General features: G+C 37.5%; 22 protein-coding genes, 1 other RNA gene and 1 riboswitch. Of the genes, 19 read left to right on the forward strand and 4 right to left on the reverse strand.

Features of this window, described 5'->3' with window-relative positions; all coding sequences use genetic code 11:
- Positions 1–332 precede the first annotated feature (332 nt).
- The 4 genes from asnS to LIZ98_RS08290 all read left to right on the forward strand — a co-directional run bounded on the left by asnS (position 333) and on the right by LIZ98_RS08290 (position 3,553).
- Complete coding sequence (gene asnS / locus LIZ98_RS08275; RefSeq protein ID WP_034770591.1) at positions 333–1,625, forward strand: asparagine--tRNA ligase; 1,293 nt, start codon at positions 333–335, stop codon at positions 1,623–1,625.
- Positions 1,626–1,708: 83 nt separating this feature from the next.
- Positions 1,709–2,410, forward strand: coding sequence for a DnaD domain-containing protein (locus LIZ98_RS08280; protein WP_034770584.1), 702 nt, complete (start codon positions 1,709–1,711; stop codon positions 2,408–2,410).
- Positions 2,411–2,421: 11 nt separating this feature from the next.
- Positions 2,422–3,090, forward strand: a complete 669-nt coding sequence (gene nth, locus LIZ98_RS08285; RefSeq protein ID WP_034770582.1) for an endonuclease III — start codon at positions 2,422–2,424, stop codon at positions 3,088–3,090.
- Positions 3,065–3,553, forward strand: a complete 489-nt coding sequence (locus tag LIZ98_RS08290) for a YpoC family protein (protein ID WP_227139392.1) — start codon at positions 3,065–3,067, stop codon at positions 3,551–3,553. The genes nth and LIZ98_RS08290 overlap by 26 nt, the downstream gene beginning before the upstream one ends.
- Positions 3,554–3,624: 71 nt before the next feature.
- On the opposite strand, the gene LIZ98_RS08295 is transcribed toward LIZ98_RS08290, so the two are convergent.
- Complete coding sequence (locus LIZ98_RS08295) at positions 3,625–6,195, reverse strand: PBP1A family penicillin-binding protein (protein ID WP_227203016.1); 2,571 nt, start codon at positions 6,193–6,195, stop codon at positions 3,625–3,627.
- Positions 6,196–6,298: 103 nt separating this feature from the next.
- Positions 6,299–6,898, reverse strand: coding sequence for a Holliday junction resolvase RecU (recU, locus tag LIZ98_RS08300; protein ID WP_034770578.1), 600 nt, complete (start codon positions 6,896–6,898; stop codon positions 6,299–6,301).
- A 108-nt stretch (positions 6,899–7,006) separates the two neighbouring features.
- Between recU and LIZ98_RS08305 the strand changes: the two genes are divergently transcribed.
- From LIZ98_RS08305 to LIZ98_RS08320, 4 genes are all read left to right on the forward strand, one after another.
- Positions 7,007–7,963 carry a DUF2515 family protein gene (locus LIZ98_RS08305; RefSeq protein ID WP_034770577.1) on the forward strand — a complete coding sequence of 319 codons (957 nt, stop codon included), beginning with the start codon at positions 7,007–7,009 and terminating at the stop codon, positions 7,961–7,963.
- A 352-nt stretch (positions 7,964–8,315) separates the two neighbouring features.
- Positions 8,316–8,564: a hypothetical protein gene (locus LIZ98_RS08310; protein ID WP_227092356.1), complete on the forward strand. Its 249-nt coding sequence runs from the start codon at positions 8,316–8,318 to the stop codon at positions 8,562–8,564.
- 133 nt (positions 8,565–8,697) lie between these two features.
- Positions 8,698–9,078, forward strand: a complete 381-nt coding sequence (locus LIZ98_RS08315) for a YppE family protein (protein ID WP_052514584.1) — start codon at positions 8,698–8,700, stop codon at positions 9,076–9,078.
- A 62-nt stretch (positions 9,079–9,140) separates the two neighbouring features.
- Positions 9,141–9,650, forward strand: a complete 510-nt coding sequence (locus LIZ98_RS08320; RefSeq protein WP_227139394.1) for a YppG family protein — start codon at positions 9,141–9,143, stop codon at positions 9,648–9,650.
- Between the two features lie 143 nt (positions 9,651–9,793).
- Here LIZ98_RS08320 and LIZ98_RS08325 read toward each other — a convergent pair whose 3' ends face one another.
- Positions 9,794–10,249 (reverse strand): Hsp20/alpha crystallin family protein, encoded by a 456-nt coding sequence (locus LIZ98_RS08325; protein ID WP_227092358.1) that lies wholly within the window; start codon positions 10,247–10,249, stop codon positions 9,794–9,796.
- 175 nt (positions 10,250–10,424) lie between these two features.
- On the opposite strand from LIZ98_RS08325, the gene LIZ98_RS08330 reads away from it, so the two are divergent.
- From LIZ98_RS08330 to LIZ98_RS08365, 8 genes are all read left to right on the forward strand, one after another.
- Positions 10,425–12,701 carry a DEAD/DEAH box helicase gene (locus tag LIZ98_RS08330; RefSeq protein WP_041846398.1) on the forward strand — a complete coding sequence of 759 codons (2,277 nt, stop codon included), beginning with the start codon at positions 10,425–10,427 and terminating at the stop codon, positions 12,699–12,701.
- Positions 12,698–13,966, forward strand: coding sequence for a ribonuclease H-like domain-containing protein (locus LIZ98_RS08335; RefSeq protein WP_227139395.1), 1,269 nt, complete (start codon positions 12,698–12,700; stop codon positions 13,964–13,966). Before LIZ98_RS08330 ends, LIZ98_RS08335 begins: the two co-directional genes overlap by 4 nt.
- 415 nt (positions 13,967–14,381) lie before the next feature.
- Positions 14,382–14,621 carry a CotD family spore coat protein gene (locus LIZ98_RS08340; protein ID WP_072012686.1) on the forward strand — a complete coding sequence of 80 codons (240 nt, stop codon included), beginning with the start codon at positions 14,382–14,384 and terminating at the stop codon, positions 14,619–14,621.
- A 210-nt stretch (positions 14,622–14,831) separates the two neighbouring features.
- Positions 14,832–15,140, forward strand: coding sequence for a cell division regulator GpsB (gene gpsB / locus LIZ98_RS08345; protein WP_227139396.1), 309 nt, complete (start codon positions 14,832–14,834; stop codon positions 15,138–15,140).
- 165 nt (positions 15,141–15,305) lie between these two features.
- An RNA gene (rnpB, locus tag LIZ98_RS08350) (RNase P RNA component class B) lies at positions 15,306–15,690 on the forward strand.
- A 96-nt stretch (positions 15,691–15,786) separates the two neighbouring features.
- Positions 15,787–16,920 carry a THUMP domain-containing class I SAM-dependent RNA methyltransferase gene (locus tag LIZ98_RS08355; RefSeq protein ID WP_041847808.1) on the forward strand — a complete coding sequence of 378 codons (1,134 nt, stop codon included), beginning with the start codon at positions 15,787–15,789 and terminating at the stop codon, positions 16,918–16,920.
- Positions 16,921–17,008: 88 nt separating this feature from the next.
- Complete coding sequence (locus tag LIZ98_RS08360) at positions 17,009–17,191, forward strand: hypothetical protein (RefSeq protein WP_141227945.1); 183 nt, start codon at positions 17,009–17,011, stop codon at positions 17,189–17,191.
- A 374-nt stretch (positions 17,192–17,565) separates the two neighbouring features.
- Positions 17,566–19,083: a carboxypeptidase M32 gene (locus tag LIZ98_RS08365; RefSeq protein WP_041846402.1), complete on the forward strand. Its 1,518-nt coding sequence runs from the start codon at positions 17,566–17,568 to the stop codon at positions 19,081–19,083.
- Positions 19,084–19,204: 121 nt separating this feature from the next.
- On the opposite strand, the gene LIZ98_RS08370 is transcribed toward LIZ98_RS08365, so the two are convergent.
- Positions 19,205–20,440 carry an EAL and HDOD domain-containing protein gene (locus LIZ98_RS08370; protein ID WP_227139397.1) on the reverse strand — a complete coding sequence of 412 codons (1,236 nt, stop codon included), beginning with the start codon at positions 20,438–20,440 and terminating at the stop codon, positions 19,205–19,207.
- A 196-nt stretch (positions 20,441–20,636) separates the two neighbouring features.
- Between LIZ98_RS08370 and LIZ98_RS17955 the strand changes: the two genes are divergently transcribed.
- The 3 genes from LIZ98_RS17955 (at position 20,637) to LIZ98_RS08380 (ending at position 22,958) form a co-directional block, all read left to right on the forward strand.
- Positions 20,637–20,768, forward strand: a complete 132-nt coding sequence (locus LIZ98_RS17955) for a hypothetical protein (protein ID WP_255602109.1) — start codon at positions 20,637–20,639, stop codon at positions 20,766–20,768.
- Positions 20,769–20,837: 69 nt separating this feature from the next.
- Positions 20,838–20,939, forward strand: a riboswitch (purine riboswitch).
- A 127-nt stretch (positions 20,940–21,066) separates the two neighbouring features.
- Positions 21,067–21,654: a xanthine phosphoribosyltransferase gene (locus LIZ98_RS08375; protein ID WP_041846404.1), complete on the forward strand. Its 588-nt coding sequence runs from the start codon at positions 21,067–21,069 to the stop codon at positions 21,652–21,654.
- Positions 21,651–22,958: a nucleobase:cation symporter-2 family protein gene (locus LIZ98_RS08380; RefSeq protein WP_227139398.1), complete on the forward strand. Its 1,308-nt coding sequence runs from the start codon at positions 21,651–21,653 to the stop codon at positions 22,956–22,958. The genes LIZ98_RS08375 and LIZ98_RS08380 overlap by 4 nt, the downstream gene beginning before the upstream one ends.
- Positions 22,959–22,981 lie beyond the last annotated feature (23 nt).

Here is a 22,981-nt window from a genome sequence, read left to right on the forward strand (position 1 = left end):
AAAGAGGAAGATTTAGTGCCCGTTCGTACGGGATAAAGCGAAACTTCCATCAGTGGGGAGAGGAGCCCCACTGATGGTTAGTTGAGCCAATCGGGTACATACGGGCACTTATCTTTCACTAATTGCATCGAAAATTTTTTCTAAACGTAAAGAGGAAGATTTAGTGCCCGTTCGTACGGGATAAAGCGAAACTTCCATCAGTGACCCATTGATGGATAGTTCATATCGAACTGACTATGATAGGTGCGGCGTAAGTTTAGGAAACGTTGCTAGTGAATTTTTGGAGCTGTATAATAAAGAAGGGCTTTAGTAGTATTTTTGGAGGGAAGTTTGTGAAGACAACGATTGTAGAAGTGAAAAATTATGTTGGACAAGAAGTAACGATCGGAGCTTGGCTTGCCAATAAACGTTCCAGCGGGAAGATTGCCTTTTTGCAACTTCGTGATGGGTCAGGTTTCATCCAAGGTGTTGTCGTTAAAAATGAAGTACCTGAGGAAGTTTTTCAATTAGCGAAATCACTCACGCAAGAATCCTCTTTGTATGTAACGGGTATCGTTCGTGAAGATGAGCGTTCACCGTTTGGCTATGAATTATCAGTAACCAAATTGGAATTAATCCACGAAGCCCATGATTATCCAATTACACCAAAAGAACATGGTACGGAATTTTTAATGGACCACCGTCATCTTTGGTTACGTTCAAAACGTCAGCATGCCAATATGAAAATAAGAAACGAAATTATTCGGGCAACCTATGAATTTTTCAATAAAGAAGGTTTTATAAAAATTGATCCTCCGATTTTGACGGGGAGTGCGCCTGAAGGAACAACGGAATTATTCCATACGAAATATTTTGACGAAGATGCGTATCTTTCTCAAAGCGGTCAATTATATATGGAAGCAGCGGCAATGGCTTTTGGAAAAGTGTTTTCTTTTGGACCAACCTTCCGTGCAGAAAAATCAAAAACACGCCGTCACTTAATCGAGTTTTGGATGATTGAACCGGAAATGGCTTTTTATGAATTTGAAGACAATTTAAAAGTTCAAGAGGACTATGTTTCCTATGTGGTTCAATCGGTTTTGAAAAATTGTTCGTTGGAATTGAAAATATTAAATCGTGACACAACGAAATTAGAAAAAGTTCAAGCTCCGTTCCCGAGAATTACATATGATGATGCGATTAAATTTTTACACGAACAAGGTTTTGATGATATCAAGTGGGGCGACGATTTTGGTTCACCGCATGAAACAGCGATTGCCAATTCATTTGATAAGCCGGTGTTCATTACCCATTACCCGAAAGCCATTAAACCGTTTTATATGCAACCGGATCCGACCCGTGATGATGTCGTGTTATGTGCCGATTTAATTGCCCCGGAAGGTTATGGTGAAATAATTGGCGGTTCTGAACGGATCCATGACTATGATTTATTGAAACAAGAACTTGAACGACATCAATTATCTTTAGAAACGTATAGTTGGTATTTAGATCTAAGGAAATACGGTTCTGTTCCACATTCCGGCTTTGGTTTAGGCTTGGAAAGAACCGTTGCTTGGATTGCCGGTTGTGAACATGTCCGAGAAACCATTCCATTCCCGCGTTTATTAAACCGTCTATATCCATAGAAAGAAGAGGGATTGTCACACTTATGACAGTCCCTATTTCATTAACTTTTTATTCATGCTATACTAATTTTGAGGTGTCAAATATGAATAAAAACACGTTCCTTTCCTGGATTGAAGAAGGGGTTATTTCGATTCCTTCTTTTTTATTCCGTTATTATAAAAAAATCGGGTTAACCGATATCGAGTGTATGGTTATTCTACATATTTACAATTTTATCGAGAAGGGTAAAGAGTTCCCTACCATTGATGAAATTGCCGAGCGGATGGTATTATCGACTGAGCATTGTTCGCAAACCATCTTAACTTTAATCCAAAGAGGGTATTTGGAGATTTTGAAAGGTCAGACAGAAGAGGGCATTTATTTCGAAAAATATTCTCTAAAACCACTTTGGCTAAAACTGATCAATGAGCATGCGCTTCATGAACAGGAAGATTTGCAATTTCAAACAAATCTGGAAGAAGGCTCGCTATTTACCCTGTTTGAGCAAGAATTTGCCAGAGCATTATCCCCGATAGAATGTGAAACTTTATCGATGTGGATCGATAATGATCATCATAGTCCCGCTCTCATCAAAGCTGCATTGAAGGAAGCTGTTTTATCAGGAAAATTAAATTTCCGCTATATCGATCGGATTCTCTTTGAATGGAAAAAAGCCGGGATTAAAACTGTGGAACAAGCACAGGATCAAAGCAGACATTTCCGCAACGGGCAACAAAAAAACCGCGGGCAGGAAAAGCAAAAGAAAACCGAAGCGGTGCCGTTTTATAATTGGTTAGAAAGTTAAGGGGAGTGAATATGTTAACGAAAAAGGAGATACGTTTTTGTTTGGATGAAATGGGGAAAATGTTTCCAAAAGCCCATTGTGAATTAAATCATTCGAATCCGTTTGAGCTTTTAATTGCAGTTGTTTTGTCTGCTCAATGTACAGACGCCCTTGTCAATAAAGTAACAAAATCTTTGTTTGAAAAATATAAGCGGCCTGAGGACTATTTAAAAGTTTCGTTAGATGAATTACAACAAGATATCCGGTCAATCGGTTTATACCGGAACAAAGCAAAAAACATTCAAAAGCTTTGTCAAATTTTAATAGAAAAATATGATGGACAAGTTCCAAGTGATCGCGATACATTAATGCAACTTCCCGGGGTGGGGAGAAAAACGGCAAATGTTGTTGTTTCTGTTGCCTTTGGTATTCCTGCGATTGCTGTTGATACGCATGTCGAACGGGTTTCGAAACGTTTGGCCATTTGTCGTTGGAAAGATAGTGTTCTGGAAGTGGAAAAAACGTTAATGAAAAAAGTTCCAATGGATGAATGGAGTATTACCCATCATCGCATGATCTTTTTTGGCCGGTACCATTGCAAAGCCCAATCACCAAAATGTTTGGAATGTCCGCTGCTTTCCCTTTGTCGTGAAGGAAAAAAACGAACGAAAGGTCTTGAATTGGAAAATGCAGGTAAGTGAACGATTACAACATGAGTTCTTTTATCTTGATTCGTTGACGCCGGCCGATTTTTTTCCTGAAGAAAATCGGTTTTATCTCGGTATAGATGAAAGCATGCCTTGGAAAAATGAAAAAGAAGCAGTTATCCAAATTGTCCATGAGTGGCAACCTTACTTGAAGGAGCTTACTGGGCTGTTTAAAGAACGAAAAAATAAAGAAACGAAACCGTTGATGGTAAAGGGAATCAGCCTTTTCATCCGACTGTTATTTTGGTCAAACAATGAACCGACTGATTTAAAAAATTTACAGGAGAAATTAGTGCTATTTGAGGCGAAACCGGTGAATATCGTCGAACGGCTTCAGTTTTTAATGCAGCGACCGACTTTGTACCATTCCTTTATCCAATTATCCGAATTAATGATAGAACAAGAAAAAATTTTTTATAAATTTGTGGTAATGAAAAAAAGAGTGAATCGAACTTAGTCGATTCACTCTTTTTACTTTTCATTGAAGATTTACGTGCCGGGACCGGTTGAGTTTTGCGGTGGACCATTTTAGCCTCCATCGCCATTTCCGGGATTAGGAGTACTTGGATTCCCTTGGTTCGGATTCCCTTGGTTCGGATTCCCTTGGTTCGGATTCCCTTGATTTGGGTTTCCTGGATTTGTTCCCGGAGGATTTCCCTGTCCGGGAGTGCTTCCACTATCGTCTTCTTGTTCGTCTGTTCCTTCATTATCCGTATCTTCCTCATTTCCTTGATTATTATCCGGTGAATCATCTGTGAAAGAAGAAAGATCAAGGGTAACGGAAGCCGGATCACTCTTATGGCCATCATAAACGGCATAAACCGTAAATGTATATTTTAATCCGGGTACTAAATTATTAGCCTCAAAGCTGTTTTTATCTGTTGTGCCTAGTATTTGATCACCCGAACCATCTGCTGATAAATGTACTTCAAAATTGACATTATCAACATTTTCATAGTTCCAATTTAAGCTTGCCGTTGCGTTTTGTTGGTTATAATCAACGCTTAAATTGGTTACAGCCGGAATCGATTCGTATTTTTTTGATGTTTCTTTCGGTTCTGTACCTTTGACAAAATACTCATAGACAATATTACTTTCCGGTGTAAACGGACTTGCCAGTTTTGCCGGATTGGAACCTTTTTCAATCGGTAATTTAACAACACTTGACGGTTGTTTAAAATCAGGTGTATCGATCCCGTCATGCATATAGGTCATAAGTGATTTAAAAATCTTTATCGGTAATTTTGTATCATCTACCGGTTTTGCCTTCTTCTCGTAACCAACCCAGACAGTAGCTGTATAATTGGTTGAATAGCCGGAAAACCAAGAATCCGGTGACTCAGATGATTTTAAGTTGTATTTTTTTAACTCATCCTTCGTATAGTTTGTCGTCCCGGTTTTTCCGGCAATCGGAACGCCGGAAATTTGTGCAGCCCTACCTGTACCGCTTTGGACAACCGTTTTTAACATATCAGAAATCATAAATGCGGTGTAGTCGCTCATAACACGTTCCGGTTTCGGTTCCAAATTAATTTCGGTTTCCCCGTCAGATAACACAATTTTCTTAATGGCATACGGTTCATTGTATATTCCTCCGTTACCAAAAGCACTATAAGCACCGGCTAACTGTAACGGGGAAACACCGCCTCCGAAGCCGCCGATTGCATATGATTCGTAAATTTCCTTCAATCCAATTCCAAGATTATTGGCAAACTCTTTCGCTTTTTCTAATCCGACCGCTTGGATTGCTTTGACAGCTGGAATATTTAAGGATTCTTGCAAGGCATAACGCATGGTCACCTCGCCGTAATTTTTCCCGTTATAGTTTTTAACCGGTGTCCCGTCGGAATACGTATAAGGTTCATCCTTGAAAATTTGATAAGTAGACCATTTTAAATTTTCAATGGCCGGACCATAATCAAGAACTGGTTTGATTGTTGAACCCGGTTGTCTTTTAATATCAATCGCATAATTAAGCCCACGCCTTACTTTTTGATGGCGACCGCCGCCAATTGCCCGAATTTCTCCAGATTGAGTATCGAGTAAAATGACCCCGGCTTGGATTTCGTCATTCGGATACTTAATATATTCATCTGTATTTAAAATATCATTGACTCTCTTTTGTGCGTTCGGGTCCATTGTTGTATATATTTCAAGGCCATCTGTATATGCGTTATATCCTAATGCTTCAACTTCCTCGATAATTTGATCGACAAAGGAATCATATGGCGAATCATCTTTTATTGTGTCCTCCGGTTTGTTTACAATTAATGATGCAATAGATATATTTTGAGCTTCTTTCATTTCTTTCTCAGAGATAAAGCCGTGCTGATGCATAAGAGATAACACAGTGTTCTTCCTCTGATCGGCTAAATCCGGATTGACAAATGGATTATAAGCATTCGGTCGTTGCGGTAAGCCGGCAATTAAAGCCGCTTCCGGTAATGTTAATTCATCGAGTGATTTATTGAAATATGTTTGAGCCGCTGCTTTAATTCCATACACATTCCCACCCATTGAGACACGGTTAACATACATTTCAAAAATATCTTCTTTTGAAAAATTGCGCTCAAGTTGCAGAGCAAGCCATGCTTCTTGTGACTTCCTTTTCAATGTTTTTTCTTCTGATAAAAAGGAGAGCTTAACGACCTGTTGCGTTAAGGTAGATGCACCCTGTGAACCAAAGCCGTCGGTGATATTACTAATGACGGCACCGCCCAAACGAATTAAATCGATTCCGTTATGTTTAAAGAAACGGACGTCTTCAGTTGCCAAAACCGCATTTTTCATCAGGTCCGGAATTTCGTTAAATTCAACCAGATCCCTTTTTTCTGTACCCAATTCGGTAACCAGTTCTTTATTCATATCATAAATTTTTGACGGAACAGGGACTTTTAACTTTTGCGGATCCAGTTTTGGTGCATCTGAAACAAAGTAAGCAAAGGTTCCCAATCCGCCAACTAAACATAGAAATCCAACGACTACCATCGTTAAAAATATTTTCTTAGCTATACTTTTCCCTTTTCCTTTTGGTTGTTTCTGTTTATTTTTTTGGTTTGCACGCCTTTTTTCTGTTCTTGATTTATATTGTTCTGTCATAAACAATGACCATCCTTTCATTCCTTATCAAAATTGAAAACGGGCTGTCCGTCAAATATCGAATAAGGAATTGCTCACTATTATGAGGTAAGTTATTTTACCCCTAATAATATAGAGATTCTATTAATCTAATATAATCAATTCTTGGCTGAATTCCAAGTGGTATATAATGTCCATATTGCATAATTTCATCTTTCGCTATCGATTTTCTGCCGCCTGATTCCATCCGTTGCCAAAATTTCAGCAGATGTTCACCCTCTAAAAGAAATACTTCTTCTGTTTTTGAAAAACGAATAATGACAAAAGCAATACCTCCGCAAGCTAGTACCGCTTCTGTATGTCTGATTTGATGCTCATGGAAATTTTTTAACGGCAAAGATGTTTCGCTTTTTGTTTCCTTTGCTTCAAAATCAAGATATTTCCCCCGGTACACACCATTATAGTCCGTTGTCGAAGGTGTTTTGAAATAGGCCTCTTTTATTACTGCTTTGCTACGCTCCGGATAATCGACTTGAACAATTTGAATAGGAGTTGGTTTTTTATGAATAACCGCAATCTTGTTTGACAAATAATATTTATTGGACTCATTAATATCATCCTCTAAAGTCATCCCACGGTTTCCGTATTGATATTTTTTTACTTTTATTTTTCTATCCTCTTTTTTAAAATGAAACGTTTTTCCATTCGGATAATGGATTTCCAAACTAACCACCTCGTTAAACCTTCTTCATGCGCAACTCCGGGCTGTTTATTTACCGGTCGGAATGAGACTTGAGACTACTGAAATTTTATAAAGGATGTGAACACCTCGATGAATCATGACGAGAGGCAATTAATCCAACATATTTTACAAACAACAAGAAAAGGCAATATAGATAATATATCACGAACGAATTGTTATGAGTCATTTTATTTTCGTTACCAAGAAATTAAATGGGCTTTTCTTGCCGGATTGGTTTCCCGTAACGCCGGCTGGAATATGTGTGATTTGGAAGGCAAATCGTATTCCTCCTTGTTGACCAAGCAATATCGCACGTATTTGTTTTTGACTTATGAACGGGCTAATTGGCTGATTTTTCAAGATGCGTATCCACAATTATTACTTTATCATTATTCAACGAAAATAGGGCGTCCTTTGTTTCACTTACTACCTTATTTTCATGTTTCGGCATTTATGCAGCAAGAATGGTTTCGATTTTGGCAAACCGGTAATGAAAATCGATTATTGTATTCCCTCATTATTAATGAACAGAACTTGATACAAGAGCCAATCATATCAAAACTATTTTATCAAAAAAAAGTATTTCAAACAGTACCTTTTTATTTGCAGGAACTTTTTCATTTCAATGCAGTTATTTTTCCAACTTGTTACGGTGAAATTTTCGGGGCAACTGTAAAAAAATTTGTCAAACTGGATCAACGAATCGAACTCGGGAAAAAATTAGCGTGGATTTTATTTGATACGGGGAGGCTTCAAACATTTATTGATTTTGCCATTCATACACCGCATACAGGTTCACGGTACGATTACGAAAAATTTTGGTTAAAAAAACGGAACACGCCTATGTTAAGACTAACGTATCCGATTGTAAAGCAGGAACCATTAACCGGGATATCTTGGGATAAAAAGCAACGGGTTAAAAAACGATGGTTCCTGCCACCCATCATAAAAGAAGAAGAAGTGAACATGACTTATTGGTTAAGGAAAAAACATATAGAAATTGAACTGTTGGTAAACTTGAAGGAATGGATGCGGTGGAATGAGTAGGTAAGAAGGGAAGACACCACGATGGGGAAAGAAGTCAATATGTAGTGGTGTCTTCCTTTAACTTAAGTGGATGGACGGTTTGGGCCATTTAGTTTTGGATTTCCTTTAGCCGCTTTTGTGTCTGCATGATTTTCTTTTTCAGTTACGCGATTTTGTTTCTTCTTTTTTTCCATTGGCTGCACCTCCTATCGTTATTATGAACAAAAGGTCAAGAAACATGTTTTGACAATGATTTCTGAATATTTGTCAGAATTCCACTTTGTTTGGCGAATTTCTTCTAGTTTTGTCAAACAGGAAGGAAGTGATGAAAGCAGGTCGAAATTACATAATAACGAAGGATGGAGGGATTGAGATGACAAGCAATAAAACAGTGAAAACGAGCGAAATTTTGGAATTAATCAAGTGTTTGGAAATGGAAATAGCGTTAGTGGAGCAAAAGATGCATCTCGTTGTAACAGAAGAAATAATAGAGCAAACAAGTAACCTTTCAAGAAATATTTCTGCGATAGAAAAGGAAATAATGAAAGTGACGAAAGAAAATCAAACGGAACAACAGGTGAGGAATACGGAGCCGATTATGAAACAGGCAGCATCAATGTAAAAAAATTTGGTCCGGCTTTGATTTTCCGTTGATATTGTGAAACTTCAATCAGTAGGACTGTTTAAAGAAAACTCGGCAATCACCGGGTTTTCTTTACTTATGATATAATTGGATGGATAGGAGGGGTTAATGTATGGACAAAATGCAACTTGTATCAGCAACGAAAAAATTAAAACATTATGTAATGGAAATGGATCACATTTATGAACATGCACGGGAAACGGGAGAAGAAAAAGATTTTTATACGGTTATTAAACCATTTGTTGATGAAGTCCATTTCGTTTTAGAAGAGTGGGGGGAACTGGCGAAGAAATTCATTGTCACTTCTCACCCGAAACACTTATATATTCAACAAATCGATGCCACTATTGAGAATATTAAAGAAATAAGTGTACAAGCTTTTTTTCCTAAAACAAGCTATTCCCGTTTTAAACATCGTCTCCATTCAATCCATTATATATTAGAAAAATTACATAGCGAAATAAATGAAAGTAAATTTCCGCAAAACTTTTAAATTCACGCGATTAGGCGAACGATCATACAATATGATGGAGTTCATGAGGAGGATTGATATGTATGTTTTTTCCACGAAAATACAATGCAACACCAGGGACGTTCGGCATGTCAAAAAATCACCTAGGTACGAACGCCAACCTGCAAATTCCTGTAGGGGTAAATACGTTCCCACCGCCATTCTTTCATGGTCCAACACCAATGAATTCTCAGGGTATGTTTCCCGGTGTCGCTCCCGGACAAGTCTGGCCTCCGAGTGCTTTTTTTAATCAAGACAACCATTTCCCATCTAATAATAACGATGTACCGTTTACACAATTTTTAGATGATCCATTACACCCACTTTATAATCAAATTTCAAATTTTTCTAATCAGATATTACCAAATTTTAGTTTATCGGCGTCGCATCAATCTTTTCCCCAGAGTCCGATGAACAGCTTTATCCAATCATTTAAAAATAAAGATGGATCCATCGATTTTAATAAAATGCTAGGAACGGCCGGTCAATTCATGGGAGTAATCAATCAAGTTTCTTCTTTACTAAAAGGATTCAGTCATTTATTTAAATCGTAATTATGTGCCAAGTGCAAGTCCTTCCATCATATCTAAGAAAAGCAATTGGCGAAAAACCAATTGCTGTATGTTACCATTATTTTCAATGGACATTAGCGAAATTCATCTGTTTGTATAAAACAATTATTTAACTTTTAAAGACATCAATCTTCTAAATTCAGTTTCTTCCCGGATTTTTTTGGCAGGATGATCGTCAATAGCCCGTCACGGTATTTGGCTTTGGCGTTTTTTGAATGAATTGGATGATAAAAAGGAATTGTCCGGCTGGCTTTTTCATATTCGTGTATCTTCGTATATGATTTAGCTTTATCATTTTGAATTGTCTCACTTTCTGAACGATTCACAGTGATGGTAATGCTTCTCTCCAAAATATGGATGTCAATTTGATTTTTCTTTACCCCGGGTAATTCTGCATATATGATGTATTTATCAACATCTTCTTGAACATTGACTTTGAAACCCGGTTTTAAATTGGAGTTTTGAAAAAATTGATCAATGGTCTCCAAAATATTACGAAATGGCCGGTCCTGAAAAATATGAGAAAATGGAGAAGCTTCATTTGAATGGCTGTCCTTTTTTTCCGGTAATTGTTCATCCATGTTTTCCACCCCACTTTTTATTTTTATTTCCGATATAATATATGAAAAATAATAAAAATCGTGTTAGATTAATGGTACGATGTTTGTACGGTAAATATTTTTTGATATAGGAACGTGTATTCGTTATAATAAATGTTAAAGGGAAATTTGGTATGAATTGTAGAGGGTGAAGCGGATGCTAGGTAAGCGTCAATTACAAGAAATCATCAATTGGATGAAACAAACAAATGAAATTAACGAAAATATTATCCATTGGGAAACGATAGAAGGGAAGGAGGCCATTAATGTTCCATTTCCTGAAGAATTGCATCCAAAATTGCAGGCAGCATTAGAAAAGCGGGGGATTACCTCTTTATACAGTCATCAACGGGAAGCTTTTGATTATGGTATGAAAGGAATGGATTTTACTGCCGTAACCCCGACGGCGAGCGGGAAAACACTTTGTTATAATCTTCCGGTTCTGCAAACGATTTTAGAGAACGTTGAAGCAAGAGCGTTATATATGTTTCCAACGAAGGCACTCAGCTATGATCAAAAAAGTGAATTAAATGAATTGATTGATGAAGCGGGAATCGAAATTAATAGTTATACATATGACGGGGACACACCGGCGCATATCCGGCAAAAAATTCGCAAAGCTGGCCATATCGTAATAACTAACCCGGATATGCTTCATTCCGGAATTTTGCCGCATCATACAAAGTGGGTCTCTCTGTTCGAAAACTTAAAATTTATTATCGTTGATGAATTACATATTTACCGTGGTGTATTCGGAAGCCATACAGCAAATGTTATTCGTCGATTAAAACGGATTTGCCGTTTTTACGGAAGTGATCCGGTGTTTATTTGTACTTCAGCGACCATTGCCAATCCAAAGGAACTGGCCGAAGCTTTAACAGGTAAAACCATGCAGTTAATTGATCAAAACGGTGCCCCGAGCGGAAGAAAGCATTTTGTCTTTTATAATCCGCCGATTGTAAATAAACAATTAAATATCCGGAGAAGTGCAACTTTGGAAGTTCGGAAGCTCGCCGGGGAGTTTCTGAAAAATAAAATTCAAACAATTATTTTTGCGAAAAGCAGGGTTCGAGTGGAAATTATTTTAACGTATTTACAAGAGTTGATTAAAGATAAGATTGGACCAAAGGGAATACGTGGGTACCGGGGCGGTTATTTACCGACAGAGCGAAGAGAAATCGAAAAAGGGCTGAGAAATGGGGATATTTATGGTGTGGTCAGCACGAATGCGTTGGAGTTGGGCGTTGATATCGGACAATTACAAGTATGTATAATGACCGGTTATCCCGGTACGATTGCGAGCGCCTGGCAACAAGCCGGACGAGCCGGGAGAAGACATGGAGAGGCGCTAATTTTGTATGTCGCCAGTTCAGCCCCACTAGACCAATACATTATCAATCATCCGGAATATTTTTTCAAACAGTCACCGGAAGTTGCCCGAATCAACCCGGATAATTTAATCATTCTTGTTGATCATGTAAAATGTGCAGCTTTCGAATTACCGTTTAAAAAAGGAGAAACGTTTGGCGGGATTGATGTGGAGGATGTACTCGATTACCTGCTTGATCAAAAAATTCTTGTTTTTAGCGGGAATAAATATCATTGGATGAGCGATTCATTTCCGGCGCATAATATCAGTCTTCGTTCCGCTTCACAGGAAAATGTAGTCATTATTGACCAAACCGACATTGCCCATGTACAAGTGATCGGAGAAATGGATACTTTCAGCGCTTTAACGCTTCTCCATGATGAGGCAATTTACATGCATCAAGGAGTTCAATATCAGGTAGAAAAATTAGACTGGGAGGAAAAAAAGGCATTTGTACGTGAAGTGCAAACGGATTATTATACAGATGCAAACTTGGCTGTTGATTTGAAAGTTTTAGAGGTTGATAAGGAAAGAGAAACGGATGTCGCGCAAATTCAATATGGGGACGTGGCTGTACAAGCGATGGCGACAATTTTTAAAAAGATTAAATTTGAAACTCATGAAAATATCGGTTCCGGTCCGATTCATTTACCGGAACAAATATTGCATACAACTTCGGCATGGATTTCATTAAAGGATGAGCCGAATTGGCATAAAGATCGCCTGGAGCAAGGGTTGATCGGTATGGCACATCTTTTAAAAAATATGGTGCCGATGTATGTGATGTGTGATCCGAGCGATGTGTATGTGACACCGCAATTGAAATCGAGTCATAATGAAAAACCAACGATCTTTTTATATGACCGTTATCCGGGTGGAGTGGGCCTGAGCGATCAAATTTACGATAAAATAACGGATATTTTGCTGGAAGCGAGGAAAATGATAAAAAATTGCCCGTGTGAGAATGGTTGTCCTTCTTGTATTGGGACGGACGGTACTTCACAAAACGGCAAAATAGATGCAATTACCCTTTTGAATGCTTTCTTAAATGGGGTGCTTAAATGAAGTTAAAAAACAAGTTAGCAGTTTATCAGTCGTACTTACCAACCGGAACGAAGAAACAAGAATCGCAACCGGAAGCAAAACAAGAACTTATCAACATACCAAACTTGGAAAAATGGCATAATTTCGGGGTTGCTCCATATATATTAGATGATCAATATTGCCTTATTCGTGAAGTCCGCTATCCTCTTGAAACACAAAGGGGGAAATATACATTTTTTGATTATCTTAATGTCGTCAATGCTTGGCAAAATCATTCTCTTCTCCACCCTTTATCCGCAAAAGGGTACCGTCCAACAGATTTGTTTTTCTTTGACACGGAAACGACAGGACTCGGTGGTGGAGCAGGTAATACGATCTTTTTATTAGGTTATGCTTTCATTGATGATGATGAGGTCGTAGTGAAACAACATTTATTGCCTGAACCCGGGGGTGAAATTCCGCTTTATCACAGTTTTTTGAAATCAGTTGATTATACCACCCTTGTTACGTATAATGGAAAAGCATTTGATTGGCCGCAAGTGAAAACAAGACACACATTGATCAGAGAACATGTACCGAAGCTTCCGGCATTTGGTCATTTTGATTTGCTGCATGCATCAAGGAGACTATGGAAAGATGAATTAGAATCCGTGAAACTCACAATCGTTGAGAAAGAGGTTTTGGGAATCGAAAGGGAAGAAGATGTTCCGGGATATTTAGCGCCCATCATTTATTTTGATTTTCTTCAATCCAATCAACTGGACGGAATTGTTAAGGTGATGGAGCATAATGAGGAAGATGTACTATCCCTAATCATTTTATATACGCATATTTCCTGTCAATTATTAGGACTTGATGTGAATCAAACAAATAGGGAAAAATTAACCGTCGGTAAATGGTATTCTGCTTTGAATGAAAGGGATGCGGCCATTCAAGTATATGAAGAGGCGATAACAAGTTTACGAGGGAGAGAAAAATGGAAGGGCATGTATGATCTTGCCATTCAATATAAAAAACAGAAGAAGCGAGATATGGCAGAAGCGATTTGGCAAGAAATCATTGAACTGGGCAACGGAATAGAGAAAATAAATGCTTGCATCGAGCTGGCAAAAGTTCATGAGCATGTGAATAAGGATTTTGAAAAGGCATTACAATTAAGCATATTGGCATTAGAAGAGTATGAATCAACTCAGCTCTTGGATTATAAAAATAATCATTTAAAGGAAGAATTAGAAAAAAGAATTCTTCGTTTGGAAGGAAAAATAAGAAGAGAAAAATCAAATTAAATTGAACATGGTCATGACGGTTCACGTCCAAAAAATTGGATTTGTTTATACCGGCTTCGTAAAATTTTTCACCTAGCCTTATTGGTTGCTGAAAAGTGGATGCATATTTTCCAGTAAAAAAATATTGATGAAAAGCTTGGCTGGAATTAAAATTAGTTCTGGGTTATCATCATATTTTTTGAAAGAAAGGGAATGCCATGCATCGCACAGTTTTATTTTTATTCTTTACAATTGTTATTTCAACGATGTTCTTTTTTACGGTTTTTCGAGACGTAATTATGAAGGTATTGTTCTGGTATTGATGACGATGGTTTCAAAGTTGAAAAATAGGTATTTTCATTAGTACATGTTCCCCTGTTTTGACATAGGTTATTAATGTATAAGGAAATAAACCAGCAGAAAGGGGAGTATATGTATGCCTGCATTTCCACCCAATGTATTGCCGCCGGTGGTACATCCAACGCAACAATTTGTAAATACAAACCAATTTACACATATCGTACCGCATGTTCATCCTTCACATACGACCACTGTCAACCAGCATATGTTTCAGCACCAACATTATTGCCCGCATACCCATTCAGTGGTAAATGAAGTATGCCATCAGCATTTGAATTGCTGTTGTCCGCCGCCAAGAAGACCATTTGGTTTTTAAACGTAAATGAGAAATATGGGGCTGATGAAAAATATCGGCCCCCCATAATAGTTCTTTAGACCCTTTTCTTCCATTTTATTATATAATAAGGTATATCAATGATTACATAAATACGTTAGACGATTGAAACAAACAACAAGCAAGAATTGACAAAGGAATGCATTTTTGAAAAAATAAGATTAATGATGAGCATGATCGAGGTGAAAAACTTTGATAGCAAACAATATTCAATTAACACCTAAGGATATTTTAGAAAAAGAATTTAAAACGAGTATGCGTGGATATAATCAAGAGGAAGTTGATAAATTTCTGGATATCATTATAAAGGATTATGAAAATTTCAATAAAGAGATTGAAACACTTGTATTCGAAAATCAAAAACTAAAAAAACAATTGGAAGAAGCGCGAAGACAGCCCGTACAAACAACCGGTGCAACGAATTTTGATATTTTAAAAAGATTGAGCAATTTGGAAAAACATGTCTTTGGGAATAAATTATATAATGATAAAGACTGGTAATTCCAATCAAGTAAGTTGGTATATAGATAAAGGACCACTTTTCAGACACAACGGTTTTTAACAGTTATCGAAAATTTATCTTGCTTATCAGTCACAGTGACAGAAAAAAATACCAGTTGTATTTTAGAAAAAGTTCTTTTATAATATATACGTGTCATGTTAATAACGTTCGGGTAATCGCGGCAATTATGCTGAGGAAAGTCCATGCTCGCACGGTGCTGAGATGCCCGTAGTGTTCGTGCCTAGCGAAACAATAAGCTAGGGCAGCCTGGTTTCGACTGGGCTGACGGCAGGGAACGAGCCTAAGTCTTCGGATATGGCTCTATTACCTTGAAAGTGCCACAGTGACGTAGCCTTGGAAGAAATGACAAGGGTGGAACGAGGTAAACCCCGCGAGCGAGAAACCCAAATAATGGTAGGGGAACTTTCTCTGAGGAATTCAACTCAAGAGAGAGGCAAGAGACAAGCTCTTGCAGATAGATGATTACCACCGGAGTACGAGATTTTTCAATCGTAAGCAGTACGATGGTACAGAACATGGCTTACAGAACGTTATTAACGGCTAAAACGGACAAAATGCTCTCTTTTCATTTTGAAAGGGAGCATTTTTGTTTTGAATTGTGTTAATAATAGTAAAGGTGATGACATGAACAAATTAAAAATTCTTGCCACATCTCCAATGGGGATTGAAGCGATTGTCGCAAAAGAAGTGAGAAATCTCGGTTATGAATGTCAAGTCGATAACGGAAAAATTACATATATGGGTGACGAATATGCGATTGCCAAAAGTAATCTTTGGCTTCGTACGGCAGACCGGGTAAAAATTATCGTTGGTGAATTTAAAGCAACAACATTTGAACAACTGTTTGAGGGAACAAAAAATCTCCCGTGGGAACAATTTATCAATGTGGACAGTGCGTTTCCAGTCTCGGGGAAATCAGTAAAATCTACTTTGCACAGTGTTCCGGACTGTCAAGCCATTGTTAAAAAAGCCATCGTAGATCGATTAAAAATAAAATATAAACAGATCACCTGGTTTCAGGAAAAAGGACCGAAAGTACCTGTGGAAGTTTCTATTTTAAAAGACATCGTAACGATTACGATTGATACAAGCGGGTCAGGATTACATAAACGGGGATATCGGGCATATCAAGGTGAGGCTCCATTAAAAGAAACGTTGGCAGCGGCATTAATTCTGTTAACAAACTGGACAGCGGATCGGCCGTTTGTCGATCTTTTTTGCGGTTCAGGTACTATCCCGATTGAAGCGGCATTAATCGGACAAAACATTGCACCCGGTTTCAATCGGGATTTTATAAGTGAAACATGGCATTGGTTCAATTCGAAGGTTTGGGATGAAGCAAGAACGGAAGCGGAAGACTTGGCAGAATATAATCGGCCGTTACAAATTTTCGGATCGGATATCGATCATAAAATGGTAGATATGTCAAAAGCAAATGCCATGGAAGCCGGACTCGGGGACCTCATCCAGTTTAAACAAATGCAAGCGACTGATTTCCGTACCGATCTTGAATACGGTGTAATTGTCAGCAATCCGCCCTACGGAGAACGTATAGGCGAAAAAGAAAAAGTCGAAAAGTTATACCGGGAACTTGGTGCAACTTTACAAATGCTTGACACGTGGTCGATTTATTTGATTACATCAAACGAAGATTTTGAAGAGTTATTTGGAAAAAAAGCGACTAAAAAGCGGAAATTATTTAACGGGTTTATTAAAACGGATTATTATCAATATTTTGGCCCCAAAAAACGTGTATGATGATAAAAATCGATTTTTCAATCAAGGAATATTTTCCCTGCCACCGTCTATAATAGTATTATCAATGGTTATCGGAAAGGGATGGACGATGGATAAGTGGAATCTTGATTTTGCAAAAATATCAAAAGCGCTGGAAGCTACGTATCAGCAATTGCAATCAGAAAATATTTCGAACGAAGCATTAGATACGATTAAAGAAGCGGAACAAAATTTACAACTAGCTATGCAATATTCACTGACAACACCGATAAATACACAAATGCGTAAATAAAAAGCAATCAAATTCGATTGCCTTTTATTTTACTGAAACGGAGAGGAAGGAAAACTGGCTGAAAATTTCATGCAATTTTGCTAAAAGGGAATAATTTCCTTTTTTGTAGTATAAGAAAGTATAAAAATACAAGCAATTAACTTGGGATTAGTTTTATTGTCTAGCTACGAGCGCCAGCGACTAGCAAACTTCACTCCCCTCCACTACGATAAGTCAACATCGGCTCGTCCCTCGCCGTGTTTCCTTTATCTCATTGCGGGGCGCTCCAGTTTGTACGTCGCTAAGCGGGCGCTCTGCGCTTTTCTTATCAAAAAAGGTTAATATTTCGTAAACTTATGTTAAAATATAAACATACTATCATTGGGGGGAAGGCTATGACAAATGAAAATGTTAAATTAATAGAAGAGAAATTTTTAAATTATGTGAAGAAAATTACGGCGTATCAAGAGGCAATAAGTGTTATGTACTGGGATTTACGGACCGGAGCACCGAAAAAAAGTGTAGACGGTCGCTCCGAGGTGATCGGCATTCTCTCCTCAGAAATATATCAAATGCAAACTTCAGAGGAAATGAATGGCTACTTAACAGCATTAATTGAAGAAGGAGAACCGGCAGTCTCTGAAATTGCATTAAAAACTGCTTTAGATTGTAAAAAAACATATGATCGCATGAAAAAAATCCCGCTTGACGAGTATCAAACATATGTAACTTTACAAACAAAAGCGGAGTCGGTTTGGGAAGAGGCAAAAGAAAAGAAAGACTTCGAGTTATTTCGTCCATATTTAGAACAATTAGTGGACACAACGAAACGATTTATCGACTATTGGGGTTATGAAGGAAATAAGTACAATACGTTATTGGACATGTATGAGCCGGATATGACAGTCGATATATTAGATGAAGTTTTTGAAAATGTTCGCGATGGAATTCGAAATCTTTTGCAACAAATTCAAAGCTCCGGGAAAACTTTTGATACATCATTTATCTATAACCGTTTTCCAAAGGATCGTCAACGTGATTTCAGCATCGAAATTTTAAAACAAATGGGCTATGATTTTGACGCCGGGCGCTTAGATGAAACGGTACACCCTTTTCAAATTACATTAAATATCGGCGATGCTCGGGTGACAACGAAATATGTAGAAAATGATTTCCGTGTCGCCATTTTTGGTACTATCCATGAAGGCGGGCACGCATTATACGAACAAAACATTTCAAAAGATTTGGCCGGAACGACGCTTGCTGAAGGGACATCGATGGGGATTCATGAATCTCAATCATTATTTAATGAAATTTTTGTTGGAAGGAATCTATCGTTTTGGAAGAAAAATTATGATCTGTTAAAATCCTATTCACCGGGACAATTCGACGATGTTCCATTGCTTGATTTTTACCGAGCCATTAATGAAGTAAAACCGTCATTGATTCGAATTGAAGCAGATGAAGTCACCTATCCGTTACATATTATCATTCGTTATGAAATAGAAAAGGCACTGTTTAATGATACGATTGAAGTAAAGGATTTACCGAAAATATGGAATGAAAAATATAAGGAATATTTGGGTATTGAACCGGAACATGATGGTGTCGGTGTCTTACAAGATGTCCATTGGGCCGGGGGGAGTTTCGGTTATTTTCCTTCATATGCACTCGGGTTTATATACGCTGCTCAATTCAAACATGCGTTATTAAAAGATTTACCAAATTTTGATGAACTGCTGGCAGCCGGAAAGCTTGATAAAATTAAAGAATGGTTTAACCAAAACATCCATCAATTTGGAAAAACAAAAAAACCGTTAGAGATTTTGCAGGATGTAACAGGTGAAGGACCGAATCCGAAATATCTGCTCAACTATTTGACAGAAAAATATAAGAAAATTTATGAATTTTAGGGGTCAGGGGATTATGACCCCTTTCACCCTTGAAAACTCTAGTAAAAGGTACGACTTCATAAGTTTGAACCGGTGAATCTCGCCCTTCACCCTTGAAACACGCAACTTGTTCAGATGAACCTTAGGCCCCTTCTTCTGAAAAAAATTGATTACTCCACTTTATTGCTTCTAAATAGCTTTCTGTAATCGTATCATAAGCCACATTAATTTTTTCAGCCAACTGCCCAATCTGATCCCAATTTGTCTGCTCAATAGCAATAATCAATGCTAATACTAATTGAAACTGATTTTCTTTTCCTAATAGCGCATCAATAATATCATCTTTCAATGGTAAAGTTTTTACAAGGGTGGTCATTGGTGTTTGGAGAATTTCGTCTATTAAAGAAAACATTCCTGTTAAAAAATAACTCGCCGGCTCTCCTTGAATTTTCATCTTTTTGGCGAGAGTCTCACAAAACTTTCCCCGTACCAAGCTATTTTGAATTAAATTTTCAATGATTGGATCTTGTTGTCTCGAAGCATCTCGAATCGATAATATATATAGCCATCGTCTGAATTCTTTTAATCCTAAAATCATGATGGCCTGCTTAATCGACTCAATTTTAAAATTGCGTCGATAATGATTATTAATTAATTTTAAAAGTTTAAAAGAAAAAGAGAGATCGCTTTCAATAATTTTTGACAAATAATCAATATTCGGTTCAGGCTTTCTTGTTTCTTCGATTAGTAGCATATAATTATGAAAGAATGTTGGAATATCCTTTTGAGAAAGAACGACAGGTTTCTGAAAAAAATAACCTTGGAAATAATCAAAACCTTCCGCACATGCTTCGAGATATTCTTCTTTTGTTTCTACCTTTTCAGCCAAAAATTGAATAGAGAAAAAGTTTTTTAATTTGAGCATTTGTTTCCGCATTTCTTTTCCGGTGGTTCGAAAATCAACTTTAATCAAATCAACAAATGGTAATATTTTTAATGAATTTTCATCCTGAATATTTAATTGATAATCATCAAGAGCAATTTTATACCCTAAGGCCTTGTATTTTTGGCAGGCAGAGATAATTTCTTCAGTTGGATAAACGGTTTCCAGAATTTCGATTACAAGTTTGGAAGGGGGAAAATTTTCCGGTGTACCGTTCAGCAATAAATTTTCTGTGAAATTGATAAAGCAATAAGTATGGTTTGTCAATTCACCCAGGTCGAAATTAAGAAAACTGTTGACCAAAACGTCCGCGGTTGCCGAATCATCATTGGACCCTGCCGAATGACTGTCGATAGATTTACGAAATAATAATTCATATCCGTAAATTTTATGTTCGATATCATAGATTGGTTGTCGTGCTACGAATGTTTCCATCAATAAGTTCCTTTCGCCATTTTCTATATTTTATAATATATATCGTCATTATGTCATCATGATTACATAGTTCATCGTAAATGTCGCCAATTTGTTAACATTTTGTAAAAAATATAGGTATTTTTTCATATGTATTTGAAAATATGAAATCGTTATAATTAGTCTATTGATACTATTTTGGAGGAAAAAAATATAAATGAATAACTGGATGACACCCGAAGAAATGGCAAGAAAGCGGTATTTTCGAAAAAAATTGATGTATGTGGCTATTCCGGTCATAGGTGCTGTATTAGGATCGATTATCGGGATTTTGTCACAAATGTTGTAATTGCCAATATTGAAATATTTCTGATTTACTATTTTTGTTGATTCCTATTTCATCTGTGCTATAATGGAATTAATTTTACAGCGATTCACTCATATAATCGCGGGGATACGGCCCGCAAGTTTCTACCAGATTACCGTAAATAATCTGACTATGGGTGAGCAATTGTTTGCGTTTGTACAGGTTTATTAGGTTTATTGTCTTTACATCCTGTATATTACCCAAAAGTTTTGCTCATTCATGATCTGTGAGCAATACTTTTGGGTTTTTATTTTACAAAATGAAAGGAAGAAGTGCATCTATGAAACTGTTAGAAGAGAAAATCATGCTAGAAGGAAATGTCCTTTCTGACTCTGTCTTAAAAGTTGATAGATTTTTAAATCATCAAATTGATCCGGAACTCATGTTGTCAATCGGTAAAGAGTTTGCCGAACGGTTTAAAAATGACCAAATTACGAAAATCTTAACATTGGAGTCATCGGGGATTGCCCCGGCGGTGATGACCGGTCTGATCCTGCAGACGCCGGTATTGTTTGCGAGGAAGAAAAAATCTTTAACGATGGTTGATGACTTATATCATTCAGAAGTTTATTCATTTACGAAACAGGAAAAAACCGAAGTATCCGTTTCGAAAAAATTATTGAATACAAATGACCGTGTTTTGGTCATTGATGATTTTTTAGCTAACGGACAAGCGGCACTGGCTTTAATAGACATTGTGAATCAGGCGGAGGCAAGTTTAGTCGGACTTGGTATTGTCATTGAAAAAACTTTTCAAAATGGTGGAGATCAATTACGTAAAAATGGCATTCGCGTTGAATCGTTGGCACAAATTTTGTCATTGGAAAATGGAAGGGTTCATTTTGTTCATGAGGAGGTTAAACAATGAACTTGTCAAAATCAAAAATCGTATCTTTAGGAATTCAGCATGTTTTAGCGATGTACGCAGGGGCAGTCATTGTCCCGTTAATTGTTGGAGCAGGCATCGGTTTAACCGGTGAACAATTAACCTACCTTGTTTCCATTGACATTATGATGTGCGGCATTGCTACTTTTTTACAAGTGTATCAAAATAAATTTTTTGGCATCGGCTTACCGGTTGTTCTTGGCTGTACATTCACAGCTGTCGGACCGATTATTGCGATTGGAAATCAATATAGTGTTGGCTCAATTTACGGTGCAATTATTGCCAGTGGACTCATCGTTGTCGTCATTGCCAAATATTTCAGTAAGCTCGTAAAATTTTTCCCGCCGGTTGTTACGGGATCGGTTGTTACGGTTATTGGGGTAACGTTAATTCCGGTTGCGATGAACAATTTGGCAGGCGGTCAGGGTAGCAGTAATTTCGGAGCAGTGGAAAATGTGCTGCTAGGTTTTGGCACATTGCTGTTTATCCTTGCCATTTTTCGATTTTTTAACGGTTTTATTCGTTCAATAGCGATTTTGCTTGGTATTTTAGCAGGAACTTTAGCTGCTTCTTTCATGGGCATGGTTGATTTTTCGGCGGTAAAAGAGGCGTCATGGTTTCATTTACCGAAACTCTTTTTTATTGAAACACCTGAGTTCCACATCATGCCGATTGTGACGATGACACTTGTTGCCATTGTTAGTTTAGTCGAATCAACCGGTGTTTATTTTGCTCTTAGTGATATTTGCGAAAAAAAAATCAATGAACATGATATTGCGAGAGGGTATCGTTCAGAAGGGATAGCCATTGTCTTAGGCGGGCTATTCAATGCGTTTCCATATACAACTTTCTCCCAAAATGTCGGTTTGCTTCAATTGTCCGGAGTGAAAAGCAAAAATATTATTTATACAGCTGCAGGAATGTTAGTTCTTTTAGGTCTCGTTCCAAAAATTGGCGCATTCACCACCATCATACCATCTTCCGTTCTTGGCGGAGCAATGGTGGCAATGTTCGGAATGGTTATTGCTTCAGGTATTAAAATGTTAGGTCAAGTCGATTTTTCATCGCAAGAAAATCTTCTGATCGTTGCCTGTTCAGTAGGGTTAGGCTTAGGGGTTACGGTTGTTCCGGAAATGTTCGGTAATTTACCGGCCAGTTTACGTATTTTAACGGATAGTGGCATTGTTCTTGGAAGTTTGACTGCGGTTTTGCTTAATCTTGTGTTTAATGTTTTGAAAATCGGTCAATCAAAATATCTTTTGCAAAAACAACAAAAGGTATCATAAGTGTTACATCAGCAAAAGGGTCC

The organism is Caldibacillus sp. 210928-DFI.2.18 (genome assembly GCF_020554505.1).
In the GTDB taxonomy this organism is placed as follows: domain Bacteria; phylum Bacillota; class Bacilli; order Bacillales; family Caldibacillaceae; genus Caldifermentibacillus; species Caldifermentibacillus hisashii.